The 14558-nt window shown below is 73.0% G+C and carries 13 protein-coding genes and 1 pseudogene; 2 read left to right on the top strand and 12 right to left on the bottom strand.

Translation table 11 applies throughout. The features are described 5' to 3' along the window. Positions 1–17: 17 nt before the first annotated feature. The 12 genes and pseudogenes from ACWCQK_RS22690 to ACWCQK_RS22635 all read right to left on the bottom strand — a co-directional run bounded on the left by ACWCQK_RS22690 (position 18) and on the right by ACWCQK_RS22635 (position 12782). Complete coding sequence (locus ACWCQK_RS22690) at positions 18–1547, bottom strand: vWA domain-containing protein (RefSeq protein ID WP_451157547.1); 1530 nt, start codon at positions 1545–1547, stop codon at positions 18–20. Continuing rightward, a complete protein-coding gene (locus ACWCQK_RS22685; protein WP_451157818.1) occupies positions 1544–3016 on the bottom strand; it encodes a hypothetical protein in 1473 nt (490 codons plus the stop codon). Before ACWCQK_RS22685 ends, ACWCQK_RS22690 begins: the two co-directional genes overlap by 4 nt. 12 nt (positions 3017–3028) lie before the next feature. Continuing rightward, a pseudogene (locus ACWCQK_RS22680) lies at positions 3029–3523 on the bottom strand (hypothetical protein); the annotation flags it as partial. 176 nt (positions 3524–3699) lie between these two features. Next, positions 3700–4332 (bottom strand): PAS and ANTAR domain-containing protein, encoded by a 633-nt coding sequence (locus ACWCQK_RS22675; RefSeq protein WP_451157545.1) that lies wholly within the window; start codon positions 4330–4332, stop codon positions 3700–3702. 259 nt (positions 4333–4591) lie between these two features. Then, on the bottom strand, positions 4592–5044 hold the full coding sequence (locus tag ACWCQK_RS22670) for a flavodoxin family protein (protein WP_451157543.1): 453 nt from the start codon (positions 5042–5044) through the stop codon (positions 4592–4594). 69 nt (positions 5045–5113) lie between these two features. Then, on the bottom strand, positions 5114–6256 hold the full coding sequence (locus ACWCQK_RS22665) for an abortive phage infection protein (RefSeq protein WP_451157541.1): 1143 nt from the start codon (positions 6254–6256) through the stop codon (positions 5114–5116). 80 nt (positions 6257–6336) lie between these two features. Further along, the gene (locus ACWCQK_RS22660; protein WP_451157540.1) at positions 6337–7197 is read right to left on the bottom strand and encodes an STM4011 family radical SAM protein; all 861 of its coding nucleotides are present in this window, start codon (positions 7195–7197) and stop codon (positions 6337–6339) included. Between the two features lie 10 nt (positions 7198–7207). Further along, positions 7208–8593, bottom strand: a complete 1386-nt coding sequence (locus tag ACWCQK_RS22655) for an STM4012 family radical SAM protein (protein WP_451157538.1) — start codon at positions 8591–8593, stop codon at positions 7208–7210. Beyond that, a complete protein-coding gene (locus ACWCQK_RS22650; protein ID WP_451157816.1) occupies positions 8590–9417 on the bottom strand; it encodes an STM4013/SEN3800 family hydrolase in 828 nt (275 codons plus the stop codon). Before ACWCQK_RS22650 ends, ACWCQK_RS22655 begins: the two co-directional genes overlap by 4 nt. A 193-nt stretch (positions 9418–9610) precedes the next feature. Next, positions 9611–10849, bottom strand: a complete 1239-nt coding sequence (locus ACWCQK_RS22645) for an STM4014 family protein (RefSeq protein ID WP_451157536.1) — start codon at positions 10847–10849, stop codon at positions 9611–9613. A 1-nt stretch (position 10850) separates the two neighbouring features. After that, positions 10851–11813 (bottom strand): STM4015 family protein, encoded by a 963-nt coding sequence (locus tag ACWCQK_RS22640; RefSeq protein ID WP_451157534.1) that lies wholly within the window; start codon positions 11811–11813, stop codon positions 10851–10853. Positions 11814–11825: 12 nt separating this feature from the next. After that, positions 11826–12782, bottom strand: coding sequence for an STM4015 family protein (locus tag ACWCQK_RS22635; protein WP_451157532.1), 957 nt, complete (start codon positions 12780–12782; stop codon positions 11826–11828). A 171-nt stretch (positions 12783–12953) separates the two neighbouring features. On the opposite strand from ACWCQK_RS22635, the gene ACWCQK_RS22630 reads away from it, so the two are divergent. Continuing rightward, a complete protein-coding gene (locus ACWCQK_RS22630) occupies positions 12954–13280 on the top strand; it encodes a hypothetical protein (protein WP_451157530.1) in 327 nt (108 codons plus the stop codon). 53 nt (positions 13281–13333) lie between these two features. Beyond that, positions 13334–14515, top strand: coding sequence for a DUF6745 domain-containing protein (locus ACWCQK_RS22625; protein ID WP_451157528.1), 1182 nt, complete (start codon positions 13334–13336; stop codon positions 14513–14515). The last annotated feature ends 43 nt before the right edge of the window (positions 14516–14558 follow it).

The raw sequence follows: 14558 nt of genomic DNA, 5'->3' as shown, positions 1-14558 counted from the left end.
GCCTTTCTGCACAATGACTAAGCGAGGAACGTCTTGAGCTCGTGGACGAGCTTGCGGATGTGGCCGGAGAGAACCGGCGTGCCGAGGTCCTTGAACCGCTCCCGGAACCACGGGTTGACGCTGCCGCGGCCGGAGCTGGTCACCGAGCCGACGGGAATGAATCTGGCCCCCGAGCGGTGGATGGCGGCCATGCTCTCGAAGAGCGGCTCGGTGCGCCATTCGTAGAAGTCGGAGATCCACACCACGACGGTGTTGCGGGGCTCGGCGATCTTCGGCTGGGCCAGGGCCATGGCGACCGTTCCGTCGGTGCCACCGCCGAGGTTGGTGCGCAGCAGGGTCTCGAAGGGGTCGTGCACCCAGGGCGTGAGGTCGAGCGCCTGGGTGTCGTACGCGATGAGGTGCACGTCCACCTTCGGCAGCCCCGCGAAGATGGACGCGAGGATCGTGCAGTTCACCATCGAGTCGACCATCGAGCCCGACTGGTCCACGACCACGATCAGCCGTTGCGGTGTGGTCTTGCGCGTGGTGTGCCGGTAGTAGAGGCGGTCGACGTAGAGCCGCTCCTCCTCCGGGCTCCAGTTGGTGAGGTTCTTCCAGATCGTGCGGTCGAGGTCGAGGTTGCGGAACACCCGCTTGGGCGGGATCGAGCGGTCCAGGGCGCCGACCGTCGCCTTCTCCACCTGGGTGCGCAGCACTTCGGCGACCTCGTCGACGAAGCGGCGGATGAGGTCCTTGGCGTTGGCGAGGGCCACGCCGGACAGGTTGTTCTTGTCCCGCAGGAGCTGTTCGATCAACGACATGCTGGGCGTCAGCTGAGCCGCGAGCCGGGGGTCGGCGAGCACCTCGCGCAGATGCATCCGGCTCACGAGATCCGCCTCGATGGTGCCGAGTTCCGGCCCGATCGCCGGGATCAGCCGGCTGAGGTCGGGTGTCGTACCGCCGCCGCCCGATCCGGTCGGGCTGACACCCCGTCCCCCGGTGCCTCTCCCGGCCCGGCCGCCGCGCAGTTCGCCGGGCCGGCAGCCGAGGGCACGCTCCAGCCAGCCCGCGTCGGACTGCCAGCGCGACAGCTGCCCGGCGGTGACCGTGCCGGGAGCGGAGGCGAAGACGTTGAGCAGCACCTTCGAGACCAGGGCCGCGCGGCGGATCTCGGCGGCCCGGTCGCGGCCTCCGACTGCGCCGCCCGCCTGCTCGGCCTCGGTGTCTGTGTCGGTGTCGCTGTCGCTGTCGCTGTCGCTGTCGCTGTCGGCCTCGGTCCCGCCTACGCCTGGCGCAGGTTCCGGTTCCGGTTCCGGTGCGGGCACCATCAGGCCGTCGAACTCGGTGGCGAGTTCCGGGTGGCGCTGCACGATCGAGTCGACCGACGCCTGCGGGTCCAGCAGCGCGGGCGGCAGACCGATGTCCTCCACGACGGCGAGGCTCGACGACTCCAGCGCCGCCTGCTCCTCGTGATCGAAGAGACGGGCGAGGAGCCGCCAGTACAGGACCTGGCGACGGTTGTCGTCCGGGACCGCTTCCGGGTGCTGTCCGTTCGAGTGCTCGGTCATGTGCGCAGCAGCCTTCCCGCGCGCTCGCGCAGCACCGCCACGGCGTCGGTGGCCGCCTTCTCCGCCTTGGCGCCGGCCTTGTCGGTCGTGCCGCCGGCCCACGCCCCGGCGTGCACCGCGACGGCCTTCTTCCGTACGGTCGTCTCGACGGCGAGAGGCTGGAGGGCGAACGCCCCGCCGTCCCAGCGGAGCAGCCCGATGCACGCGCTCGACGCCGCGACGGCCTCGGGCGTGAGCGGGCCGGCGCTCGGTATGCGGTCGGTGTCGACGGCGAGCGGGCGTCCGGCGACGGTGAACGTCAGTCCGACGTCGGCCGGTCGGCCGTCGCCGTCGTCGCCCTGCTCCTGGTCGGCGGTGGGCGCGGGCTTCCGGGCGGTGTACCCGTCCAGGAACACCGGAACGGCGATCCGGACCGGGTGCCGGTCCAGCGGCGCGGTCGCGAGGGCCGTCGCGGCCGGCAGGGCGACACGGGCGGTGGCGAAGGCGTCGGCGGGCTCGCCCGGACGGGCGAGCTCGTCGCTCCAGATCAGGTCGCCCTCCGCGGTGACGGGCATGTCGGCGATGTCCATCGCGCGCCCTTCGCCGACGGCGGTCAGCAACGACATGTGCGGACGCAACAGTTGCCAGACGCCGGCGCCGACGACCGTGTCCGGTTTGGGTACGGCGACTCCGGCGCGCACCAGCCGGGGCCGCGTGCCGTCGGCGGGCTCGAAGACCGCGTGCACCTGGGCCTGCGCGGCGGTGGCGTGTTCGTGCACGTCGACACCGAGGGGCAGCAGGCGGCCGGTGGCGGTTCCGGTGGCGGGCGCGTCGGCGGCGCCGGGCAGGGTCAGGAGCGTCGCCCGTGACCACAGGTCGGCCCAGCGGCGTACCGGGACGCGTTCCAGCGCGGCTCCCGGGCAGGACGCGGCGAGTTCGGCGGCGAACCCGTCGAGGAGTGTGGCCAGGCGGCGCAGGGACGGGTCCGGGAGCATCGCGGAGACGACCTGGGCCGAACCGGAGACCAGGTCGTGGTCGATGCCCTGCCAGCCGGTGCGCGCCAGGTCGCAGAGCCAGGACCGGGCGGCGGCGAGCAGGTTGGCGGCGTGCTGCTCGGCGGGCGCCGGGGCGGTCCCGGCGACCGCCGGGCGGCCGGTCGTCTCCTCGACGCGGACCGCGAGGGCGTCGTGGGCGGCGCCGAGGAGTGCGGTGCGGGCGGCGGCGAGGGCGACGAAGTGGTCCTCGCCCGCCGCCCCGGCCGCCGCCTTCTCGGCGGCTTCGGTGACCGCGGCGGCCAGGGGCGTGCCCGCCACCGCGTGGGCGAGTGCGGTCAGGTCGTCGGCCTGGGCGGGCCGGGGACGGAGCAGTCCGCCGACGAGGGTCCGGTCGAAGGCGTCCACGGCGGCCAGGACCTCGTCGAGACCGGCGATCGGTTCGGCGAGCAGGTAGGTGCCCTCGACGCCACTCGGTCCTGGCTGGTGCGGGGGCACCGCGGCCGTCGTGGCCCTGGTCGGCGGGAACCACTGCATCTCCGGCAACGGGGCGGTGGTCGGCGCGAGTTCCAGGTAGGCGAGGTGGCGCAGGAACCGGCTGAAGACGGGGGCCGCCGCCGTGCTGTCCGCCTGCGCGGGACGGGTGCCGGTCATGTCGGCGGTGAGGCTCTGCGCGCTCGGCTCCCCGTCCGCGGACTCGATCCGCAGATAGCGGGCGACCCGCTCGGCGCCGTACTGCAGCACGGCCTCGTTGATCAAGGCCCGGATGTGGTTGCAGAACGAGCCGCGCGCGCCACCGCAGGGCCGGTTGTTGTTGGTGCTGCAGGCAAACGCGTAGGTACGGGTCGCGACCGACGAGACGTAGACCCGCTCGATGTCCGAGCCGCTGGACACCACTCCCTGCAGGCGTCCGTCGGCCAGTTCGACGAACGGGACCTTGGCGAGCTTGCGCGGCCGGGCGGGTGGGATCACCCGTGCCGTGCTCGACCTCTCCCAATCTGACAACGCGCCATCTCCTTTGCGCCCAGGGGACTGTCACCCCGGATCGGCGGGACACGGCTGAACATACGGGCCACCACTGACAACGCCGATCACGGAACGGACCGGGTCGGGATCAAGGCCGGGATCAGGCTCGGGAGCGGTACGAGGGAACGGTGTGAGGGAGCGGTGTGAGGGAGGTGTCATCCCTCCGGGTAGAGGGCGCGCGCGATCCGCTGATGCAGGTCGTGCTGCCCCTCACCCGGTGGTGTGGGGGTGGCTTCGACGACCGCGCGGGCCAGCGCGCGCAGTTTCACGTTCGTCTGCTGGGAGTGGCGGCGCAGCACGCGCAGGGCGACGTCCTCGTGCACGCCGTACAGCGCCATCAGGACACCGCGTGCCACGTCCACGTCCTCCTGCGAGGCACGGGCCCGCGCGATGTCCGCGTCCGCGGACTTCTGGGCCTCCTTCTGCACCGGTTCGGTGACGTCGACGACGAAGCCGCGCAGCACGACCACCGAGCCGTCGTCGACGCGGCCGTCGGCCACGAGCACGCAGTGCCGTTCCTCCTCCGCACGGGTGAGGAGCCGGTAGTACGTGCTGAACGGCTGCCCGGTGCCCAGTCCGCGGTCCCACACCCGGCGGATGTCGTCGCGGTCGTCGGGGTGCACGTGCCGGACCAGCATGTCGCCGGTCGCCGGAGTCTCGTCGGGGCCGTAACCGAGCACGCGGTACATGTCGTCGGACCACCACCAGACGCCCTCGGGCACACGGAAGAGGAAGACGCCGGTGAGCGCCTCGGCGTCGTCGGTCACGTCGACCGGTTCCTCCGCCACCGCGGGACCTCCTGGGGGACGGCGACCGACCCGGCCGCGTTCGACGACCGGATCGTGCCGGTCTTCATCCGGACCGGGGCGCCGGTCCGTACGGGGAGTCTCGCATCACCGCTCGCGGAACGCCGCCCGAACACGAGGCCGATCCGACCGACGGGCTAGCCATGAACCTGCCAGGGCTGGCGCAGGTCACGGACACGGACCCGACTGGTGACCGTTCGGCGGCCGGGGGCGGACGGGCAGGAGCGGACGGGCAGGGGGGTCAGTTCATCAGGCCGGCGGCCAGGGTCGCTCCGAGCTGCCGGCAGGCCTCGGTGTCGTCCTTGGTCGGCTCACCGGTGACGGTCACCGGTTCGGCGGCGCGGCGCCAGCCGAGGCCCGTGGTGATCGAGTCGATGCCACGCATCGCTCCGGTGACGTCGTTGCCTCCGTGGACGTAGAAGCCGAACGGCCGGCCCCGGGTGGTGTCCAGGCAGGGGTAGTAGACCTGGTCGAAGAAGTGCTTCAGGGCGCCCGCCATGGAGCCGAGGTTCGCCGGGGTGCCCAGGAGGTATCCGTCGGCGCCGAGCACGTCGGACGCCGTGGCGGAGAGCGCCGCCCGGCGCACGACGTCGACGCCCTCGATGTCCGGGTCCGTCGCGCCGGCGACGACGGCTTCGAACAGGGCCTGGCAGTTCGGCGAGGGGGTGTGATGCACGATCAGCAGAGTGGGCACATCACGGAACCCTGCCGTCCCGGCCTTCCGACCGCAAGCCGGGCCGGCGACGGACTCCGCGCGCCCGTGTCACCGGCCGACGCGACAGTGACCGGCGGCCCTGGCGTAGTGGCGGGCCAGGGCGTGGAAGGCCTCCTTCGGCTCCCAGTGCCAGCCGGAACGCGGATCGCCGGGCCGGTTCTTGACCGTTTTGGTGATGGCGTAGCTCGCCAGGTCGAGGTCGTAGCGCGGCTTGTCGGGGCGGTGCGGGGCGTCCGGGGTGACGAACTCGAACGCCATCGCCGCGTACAGTCCCATCGACTCGAACACCGCCAGCAGGTCCACCAGGTAGGCGGCCTGGGTGTGTTCGCTGCGGACCAGGTCGCCCTTGATCTCCTGCGGGTCCTTGTCGTAGTCGACGACGTTCCAGCCCATGCCGGCCGTCTCGGGCGCGCCGACGTACGCGCAGGTGCCGAACTCGGTGATGGCGAGGGGTTTGCCCCAGCGCAGGTGACGGCGCAGCTCACGGACGTGGTCGGCGGGGCGGGGGAAGAAGGAGTAGTAGTCGATGCCCACGATGTCGAACAGGGTCCAGTCGACCTGGTCGTCCTGGGCGGCCGCGTAACTCAGCGGGCCGCGGAAGACGGAGCGGCCGGTCTTCGCCGCCTTCGCGGTGAAACGGTCCAGCCGGCGCTGCATCCTCTGCGGGTCGTAGGTGCCTTCGAGCAGGTTGCGCACCCGGTCCAGGACCGTGTCTCCCGGCACGATGCCCGGCACGAACAGCCAGAACTCGCAGCCCACGCTGAAGTCCACGCTCGCGCCCTGACGGCGCAGCCGTTCGGCGAACCGGCCGGTCTCCGCGAGGTGTTCGAGGATGTCCCGTTCCGGCACGTCCCCGAGGGTCGGCTGGAGCCAGACGTGCAGTCCCCGCTCGGCCGCCTCGGCCGCGGTGGCCGTGAGCCGCTCCACCCCGTCGCCGGTGACGTCGACGGTGTCGGCGTGCAGCCGCTCCCGGACGGCACGGATGTCCGCCCGCATGCGGGCGGCGCTCCAGGCGGTGCCCGGGGTCTCGCCCTCCCCCACGGTGTAGACGACTCCGCGGTGCCGCAGTCCCCGCCGGGCCGCCGCCTGCGTGGCCCCCGCCCGTCCCGTCGTCCCCAGTGCGCCCGCCACGCCGAGAGCCGCCGCTCCGGCCAGGAAGCGGGCCCGGTCGATCCCCTTGGTCTTCTCCATGTCCCCACGGTGCGGGGTGGTGCCCCCGCCGCGCTGTCCCCCGATGGTCTACGGCGGCACGACCAAAGTAGGAGGCGCGGTCACCTGTCGGCGCCCGCCGGGGCCGCGGGGATCCGTTCCAGGACACCGCCGGCGAACACGTCGTACAGCGGCAGCGTCTCCAGGTGCACGTAGCCGATGTGGCAGTCGCAGGCGGTGAGGGGGCAGGGGCGCGGGCGGAGGGCCGTGCGGTAGGACCCGTCGTAGAGGTTGCCCAGTTCGGCGGGGACGAAGTGGCAGCGGCGGACCGTGCCGTCACCGTCGACGGAGATCACGGACTCGCCGGTGCGGCACGGCAGGCCCGCGCTGGCGTGCGGGTGGCGGCTGTAGGGGAACAGCGGGTCGAGGGCGGTCCAGAGGCCGGCCTGGACGTCGTCGTAGGTGTGCCCCTCCGCCGCGTTGACCCACAGGTACACATGCGCGGGCAGCTCGGCGCGCAGCCGCCGGGCCGCCTCCAGGTGCTCCGGGAGACCGACGACGCCGACGCTGAAGCGGACGCCGTGGCGGACCAGTTCGTGGCACTTGGCCAGGAACCGGTCGTACGGCGTCTGGCCCGGGTGGTACGTGCACCACAGGGCCAGCGTGTCCGGGTCTGCGTCCGCCAGCCAGTCGGTGCGGCAGCTGAGGTTGGTCTGGATGGCCACCCGGCGGATGTGGGGCAGATGGGAGAGGTCGGTGAGCGTACGCCGGTACCAGGACCGCACCAGGCCCTCGCCCCAGGGGGTGAACAGGACCGAGAGGCGGTCGGTGGTCGCCTCCGTGGCCCACGCGGCGAACCGTTCCAGGGCGGCGCGGTCCGCGCGCAACTGCTCCCGGCTGTCACGGCGCTTGGCGAAGGGGCAGTACGGACAGTCGTAGTCGCAGGACGCCAGCGGGCCGCGGTAGAGGAGGGTCAGGTCCATCGGGTACGGCTCACTTCCGCTCGTAGGCGGCCATGGCGGCCCGCACGGCCGGGGAGAACAGCTCGGGGCCGATGGCGTCGGAGTGGGCCAGGCCCTCGGGGGTCAGACGCAGCGTCGCCCGGGTCCCGGGGTCGCCGTCCTCCAGCCAGCCCAGGGCCGTGAAGCGCTCCAGCTCGCCGCCGAAGTCGTCCGCGGGGGCGCGGCCGTCGAAGCGGGCGCGGTAGTCGGCCGTCGCGAGTCCCTCGGCCTGGAGGAGCGACTGCAACAGATGGCGCCGGCGGGCCTCGTCGGCGTCGATGGGGCGGCCGTACTCGGCGTGGGCGAAGTCGGCGGCGGGGCGGGAGACGTAGTCGTCGACGATCGAGCGGATCTCGTGCGTGCCGACGGCGTAGTCGAAGGAGTAGTGCAGGCCCGCGGTGTAGGAGCGGGCGCCGCAGCCGAGCCCGATCATGCCGTCGGTCTGGCAGGCGTAGTCGTCCGCGCCCTGGGGCGGTGCGTCCGCGCGGCGGAACATGCGCATCGACTGCTGGGTGTAGCCGTGGCCGAGGAGGTGGTCGCGTCCGAGGCGGTACAGGCGCAGGCGCTGTTCGTCCCAGGCGGGGTCGGCGTCACCGGCGCGGCGGCCGAGGCCGGTCAACGGGCGGATGTAGAGCGGGTAGAGGTAGAGCTCCTCGGGGCGCCAGGCCAGGGCCGCGTCCAGGGAGCGCAGCCAGCTCTCGTCCGTCTGTCCGTCGATGCCGTAGATCAGGTCGATGTTGAGGACCGGGATGCGGGCGTCGCGGATGCGGCCGAGCGCCGCCTCGACATCGGCGCGGCGCTGCGGGCGTACGGCCGCCCGGGCCTCGGTGTCGTCGAAGCTCTGCACGCCCAGGCTCAGGCGGGTGGTGCCGCGCGCGGCCAGGACCTCCAGCCGGTCGGCGGTCGCCGTGGCGGGCGAGGCCTCCACCGAGAGCGGTACGGCCCGCAGGTCGGCGCCCATGCGGTGCTCGGCGATGTCGCACAGCCGTTCCAGCTCGGCGGCGGTGAGGAAGGTCGGGGTGCCGCCGCCGAAGGCCGCGGTGGCGAACCGGACGGGGCCCGGCCCCGGCTCGCCGAGCGCGTCCCGCACGGCGCTCGCCTGCCGGTCGAGGGCGTCCAGGTAGGCGCCGCTCAGTCCGTCCGGGGCACCGATACGGGTGAACAGGTTGCAAAAGCCACACCGGACCTCGCAGAACGGTATGTGGAGGTAGAGCGAGAGGGCGTCCTTGGGTTCCGCCTCCCAGAGGGTGCGCAGCCGGGGGCGGTCCTCCAGTTTCCGGTAGGCCGTCTTGTGCGGGTAGGCGTAGACGTAGCTCTGGTAGGGGCTCACGCGCGGCGGGCGCTCGCCGCCCGGGAGCGGGACGGTCACCGTGGTCATCGGCCGGCCTCCACGGGGGCGGACGGGGAGTCGAGCAGGAAGTGGGCGTAGGGCACGGTCCACACGGACTCGTGGCCGATGCGGTGGCCGGTGTAGCCATCGTCGCCGTACGCGGTGCCGTGGTCGGAGCAGACGATCGCGAAGCAGGGGCGTCTGGCGCTCACGGCGGCGAACAGGCGGCCGATGTGCCGGTCCACGTACTCCAGGGCGGCGGCGTGCGTCTCGCGGGAGTCGCCGGCCTCCTGGGTGGCACCGGGCAGGTGGAACCAGTTGGGCTGGTGCAAGGAGGCCGCGTTGACGAAGAGGAACAGCCGTCTGTCGTGCGGCAGTCGTCGTATCAGCCGCTCCGCGCACGCCACCTGGGACTCGAACGACGTGGGTGAGGTGACACCGAACTCCGGCTCCCAGTGGGACTCCTGGAACAGTCCCGGCAGCACCGAGCCGAGCGGGCCCTGCTTGTTGAAGAAGCCGACTCCCCCGACGCACGCCGTGTGGTAGCCCGCCTCGGCGAGGCCGGAGACCAGGTCCGGGGTGTCGTAGACGAAGGTGCGCCGGGCGGTGGTCTCGCTGCCCGCGAAGCTCGCCGCGAACAGCCGCGGGTGCGGACCGGGGACCGCGGGCGTCGGCAGGAATCCGGCGAAGATCGCCTGGTGGGAGGCGTAGGTGAAGCTGCCCGGGGCGTGCCGCCGCTGCCAGCGGCCGGCGGGGAGGTGGCGGGCCAGGTGCGGGATACGGCCGGCCGCGGCCAGTTCGGCGGCGACGTCGTACCGCAGGGTGTCGAGCGTGACGAGCAGGATGTCGTGGCTGCCGACGATCTCGTTCATGTCGGGATCGGCCAGGGCGGGATCGGCGATGGGTGGATCGGAGGGGGCTGGATCGGAGGGGGTGGGTGCGGGGTGCGGCGGGGCGGCGAGCGGGGTGGGCGTGCCGATCCGGTCGGGGCCGTGGTGCGGGTCCTGGCCGTGCCGCGGGTCGTGCACGGGTCGGGATCGGGTGTCCTGCGGTGCGGGCGTCGGTTCAGGCGCTGGCATGGGTGTTTCCTGTTCTGTACGGGAGGTGCGGGCCGGCCTGCCGGGCGCGCGGGGCGTCGGCGGGCGGCCGGGCGATCGGCGGGCGGCGCAGGACCGCGGCGACCTGGGTCGCGTAGGTGTCACGGCCCTCCGCCCCGCTGCCCGGCAGTCCGGTGAGCCGGGGAAGCAGGTCGCCGAAGGCGTTCACCTCGCCGACCGCGAACCTGCGCCAGCCGACGGCCGGCAGCAGGTCGACGCCCACACTCAGGGTGTTCGGGAAGCAGGCCGCGGCCTGTTCGCACACGGCGAGCGCGTCCGACCAGCGGGCCCCGGCCGCCTCGACGGCCTCCCGGACGACGTCGAGGTCGCCGCGGCTGCCGCCGAGGTGGAGGTTGGTCAGGGGTGAGGAACTGGTGCGCACGACCGCGTGGGTGGCCCGGCCGGCCACGACGACCACCCTCAGGTCGGCGGCCCGGCCCCGCTGGGAGGCCTTGGGCAGCCATCGTTCGAGGTGCAGGCCGTCGGGGGCCAGCGCGTCGACGATCGTGGCGATGTCCTGTTCCCGTTCGTAGCGGCGCACCTTGAGAGAGTTGAACAACCCACCGTCCGGCGTGAGTTCGACGGACGTGGTGGCCCTGACGCGGCCGGTGCCGGACGCCTCGACGGCGAGGACGCCGGACGCCGACGAGCCGTGCGCGGGCTTGACGAAGAGTCTGGCCATCCGGTGCTCGCGCATCAGGGCCCGTACGTCGTCCCAGCCGCCGACCGCCGCGGCCGACGTGACCGCTGTGGCCGCTGTGGCCGCTGTGGCCGCCGTGGATCCCTCCGGCCACGAGGTGGGTGAGAAGGGGACGGGGACGTCCGCCGCGGTGAGGACGGCGTGGCAGCGCCGCTTGTCGAACAGGACCGCCAGCTCGTCCGGGTCGTCGAGGCGGACGCCGCCGCGCAGGCTGCGTACCGCGGTCATGAAGTGGGCGTACCAGCGCGCCGAGCCCTCGACCCGGGTGGGGTCCTCGGTACCGCGCAGCAGCCGGTCGACGGCCGTGTTCTCGCCGGGCGAGTCGATCCTGACGACGTCGTCGGCCGCGAAGTCGGCTCCGCCCGAGCGCAGCACCTCCTGCCACGACACGACGCGCGGGCCGGGCAGGCCGGCCGCGCGCACCGCCTCGGTGAACAGCGTGACCCTGCGGTTCTCGGGGTTGCCGACGACCGCGAGGCGCGGCCGGGCGCCGTGCGCCGGAGTCATCTCACTCGCCGACGGCGACATAGCGCGCTTCCGGGGCGTACGTACGCCGTCGGGCGGGGGTGAGGACGAGTTCCGTTCCGTGCGGCTCCAGCGCCGCGCGCAGCCGCCCGGTCATGGCGTCGCTCAGGAAGTGGTGCCGGAGGTTCAGCGAGCGCAGGTGGGTCAGCGGCTGTCCCGACAGGAGGGCGGAGCCGCCCTCGTCGCTCAGCGCGCCCATGCTGAGATCGAGGGACCGAAGCCCTGCGACGACGGGGGCGGCGGCCACGGCGGCGGCGATGTCGTCCTGGATGTCGCTGTTCTGGAGGCCCAGGTGGCGCAGTCCGGGGCGGCGCCCCAGGGCGCCGAGGAGCGCTTCGACGTCCGCTATGGCGCAGTCGCCGCCGTACCCGATGGTGCCGAGCCAGAGTTCCAGATGGTTCAGAGTGGGCAACTCACACGCGCTCAGGGCGCGTACCGGGGCCGCCGCCAGGCCGCCGGACTCGATCCGCAGCGTACGCAGCCCGTCGTGCCGCAGCGGTTCGATCACCAGGTCCTCGGAGCCGCGTACGCCCAGTTCGTCCAGGTGCGGCCAGGCACGCAGCACACGGGTGACGTCACCCTGGTTGATCCAGGAGATCTCCGTCTCCTCGGACACCACGTCCGCGAGGAACACCGCCCGCAGCCGGGGGAAGCGGGCGGCCTCGGCCGTGAGCGGTTCGAGGACGGAGTCGATGCCGTGCTCGTCCCACTCCTGCCACCAGGCCCCGATGACGAGCGCCGTGACCTGCTCGGTGGGGACCTCGTCGAGGAAGCCGCTCCAGACCTGTTCGAAGGGGGTGTCCCAGTCGGCGGCCACCTTCCAGGCGACCGACGCGGGGGCGGGCAGCGGGGTGGGCCGGTGCTCCCCCGCGTCGGGGAGGTGCCTGGCGTAGAGGTGCACGGGCAGACCGTGGAAGCGGGTCAGGTGCGAGGGGTAGTACGTCATGGGCGTTCGCGCTCACTCGCCGCAGGCGACATAGCGGTACACCGTGCCGTCGTCGTCCCGGTCGTCGTCGGCGTCGTCGCGGTCCAGGTCCACTTCCACGCCCGCGGGTTCGAGCGTCTCGCGTATCCGCTGCTGGACGGGCTCGCTCAGGTAGTGGTGGTGCAGGTCGAGCTTCTTCAGGTGGGTGAGCGGCTGGCCGCCGAGCAGCGCGACGGCGCCGTCGTCGCTCAGGGTGCCCATGGACAGGTCCAGCACCTCCAGGCGGGCGACCACCGCAGCGGACGCCACGGCGGCGGCGACCTCGTCCTGGATCTCACTGTTGCGCAGGGCCAGATGGCGCAGCCGCGGCAGCCGGGCCCCGGACAGGATCGGCTCCAGGTCGGCCGCCTCACTGTCGGCGCCGTACCAGGACGTGCCCAGCCACAGGTCGAGGTGCTCGAGGGCGGGCAGATCGCTGGCGCCGATACCGCGCACGACGGCGACGGGCAGTCCGCCGGTCTCCACGTTCAGCCTGCGCAGCCCGGTGTGCTTCAGCGCCTCGAAGCGCAGGTTCGTTCCGCCGCGCACGCCGAACTCCTCCAGTTCGGGGAATCCGGTCAGCAGCCCGGTGACGTCCGTCTGGTGGATCCAGGAGATCTCGCACTCCTCGAAGATCATGTCTCCCAGGAACAGCGCGCGCAGCGCGGGAAGTCGCTCACGGGCGGCCAGCAGTGCCTCGACGATCGCGGTGGGGCCGCCGTCGTAGGCGTCCTCCCAGGCGCCGACGATCAGGGCCCGCACGCGCGTCGTGTCCACCGCGGCGCAGAACCGGTCGAAGACCGCCTCCCACGCCTCGTCCGCGTCGTAGGCACCGCTGGTGATCCGCCAGGCGACGGCGTCGGGTTCGGGCAGCTTCGTGGTCGCCTCGGGCCCGGGGAACGTGAAGGCGGGAAGGCGGTAGAACTCCTGCAGGTGGTCACCGATGGCCATGCGGGCTGCTCCTGACGTGCAACGGTTGTGGTGTGCGGTGCGCAGCAGTTCTACCAACAGGCACTGACAGCGGTCCTCGGCAGGGTCGGTCGCGGCTCGTTGTCAGTGGCGGCTCGTACGGTCTGGGCATGGAGTCCGGTGCACCGAGCGCCGGGCGGGGAGGGAAGAGCCATGTACCGGCAGGGAGATGTGCTGATCGTGCCCGTCGCGGACGGTTCCGTACCGGCCCGGGTCGCTGACGCGCCGAGGGAGCCGCGGGACGCGCGTGGCCGGCTCGTGCTCGCCCTCGGCGACGTCACCGGCCATGCCCACGCGGTGGTCGGTCCGGGCGAGATGGTGCGTGAGCCCGGTCAGTTCGGGGCGCTGATGCTGCGTCTGCCCGAAGGTGGGCGGGTGGTCCACGAGGAGCATGCGGCGATCACGCTGCCCAAGGGGTGGTTCCGCGTGATCCGGCAGCGCGAGTACGTGCCCGGGTCGGTGCGGATCGTGGCCGACTGACGCGTGGGGCGGGGGATCTGATGGCTGACGAACTCAAGCTGACGGAGCGGACAGTGACGACTGGACAGGTGGCCATGGCGACGACGACGGAGGGCTCCGGCCACCCGGCCGGCGTCATCCCTTCGGAAGGGGCCGCCCCGTTGGGCGGGGCGATCGCGCCGGACGGGCCGCCGGACGGGGTCGCCTCCTCGGACGCTGTCGTCCGCGAGGCGGTCGGGGTGTCGCTGGAGGACGTCCAGCGCTGGCGCGAGTGCGCTGCGACGGCCGTGCCGGCCGATCGTGTCCGGGCGGAGGCGGGCGTCCTGCTGGCGTACCGGCAGGCCGGACTCGCCGCACCGGAGCGAGTGGTGTGGGTCGACTCCCCGCGTGCGGGCGTCACGCTGATCCGGACGCTGTCCGGCGCGGAGACGGGGGCGAGCGTACGGGAAGCGGTGCGCACCGCGCCCTGGGCCGCCGAACGCGGGCGCGTGTACGAGCGGTTGGGCGCGGCGGGCTGGTCGGCACACTGGTCGGCCACGGGGGACCGTCTGTGGGCGACGACGCAGGCGCTCGTCGAGCGCATCCGCGGCGGTGTGCTGGACGACCTCGCGGACGGGGACCAGGCCACGCGGACGGAGATCCGGCTGGTGCTGATGGATGCCGTGCTCGGCCAGCACGACGCGCCGTGGCTCGCCGCCCTCGCCGCGGAGCCGTCCCCGCTCGACGGGCTGGTGGAGGTGTGCCGCAGCGCCGGCTGGTGGTGGCCGTTCGAGAAGGTCGCGGTGGTGTGCGAGCGTCCCGTCGCCCTGCACCGCGACGAGGCCGGCCGGCTCGACCGGGGGGACGGCCCGGCGCTCGCCTTCCCCGACGGCTTCGCCCTGCACGCGTGGCGTGGCATGCCGGTGCCGGCCGCCTTCCTGGCGGAGCTGCGCACGCTCACGCCGGAACGGATCCGCGCGGAGGAGAACGCCGAACTGCGCCGGGTCATGCTCGAGTATTACGGCTACGACCGCTATCTGAGCGACTCCGGTGCCCGTCCGATACACCGCGACGAGTCCGGCACGCTGTGGCGCATCGAACTCGCCGGTGACGAACCGGTCGTGATGGTGGAGGTCCTCAACTCCACCCCGGAGCCCGACGGCACGCACCGCACCTACTGGCTGCGGGTGCCGCCGACGACACGGGAGGCCAAGGAGGGGGTCGCCTGGACGTTCGGTCTGGGGGCCGAGGCGTACGCGCCGCTGCGGGAGACCTGAGCGGCCCGGTCCCGCCTCTGGCCAACGTGCGGGCCGCTCTGTT

This window comes from Streptomyces sp. NPDC002306, assembly GCF_053593435.1.
This window is presented reverse-complemented; position numbering and strand designations above follow the sequence as displayed.

Coding starts and splice junctions, on each gene's coding strand:
- ACWCQK_RS22630 (WP_451157530.1), top strand. CDS start 12,954: ATGTACCGGCAGGGAGATGTGCTGATCGTGCCCGTCGCGGACGGTTCC.
- ACWCQK_RS22650 (WP_451157816.1), bottom strand. CDS start 9,417: ATGAACGAGATCGTCGGCAGCCACGACATCCTGCTCGTCACGCTCGAC.
- ACWCQK_RS22645 (WP_451157536.1), bottom strand. CDS start 10,849: ATGACTCCGGCGCACGGCGCCCGGCCGCGCCTCGCGGTCGTCGGCAAC.
- ACWCQK_RS22655 (WP_451157538.1), bottom strand. CDS start 8,593: ATGACCACGGTGACCGTCCCGCTCCCGGGCGGCGAGCGCCCGCCGCGC.
- ACWCQK_RS22660 (WP_451157540.1), bottom strand. CDS start 7,197: ATGGACCTGACCCTCCTCTACCGCGGCCCGCTGGCGTCCTGCGACTAC.
- ACWCQK_RS22640 (WP_451157534.1), bottom strand. CDS start 11,813: ATGACGTACTACCCCTCGCACCTGACCCGCTTCCACGGTCTGCCCGTG.
- ACWCQK_RS22635 (WP_451157532.1), bottom strand. CDS start 12,782: ATGGCCATCGGTGACCACCTGCAGGAGTTCTACCGCCTTCCCGCCTTC.
- ACWCQK_RS22665 (WP_451157541.1), bottom strand. CDS start 6,256: ATGGAGAAGACCAAGGGGATCGACCGGGCCCGCTTCCTGGCCGGAGCG.
- ACWCQK_RS22690 (WP_451157547.1), bottom strand. CDS start 1,547: ATGACCGAGCACTCGAACGGACAGCACCCGGAAGCGGTCCCGGACGAC.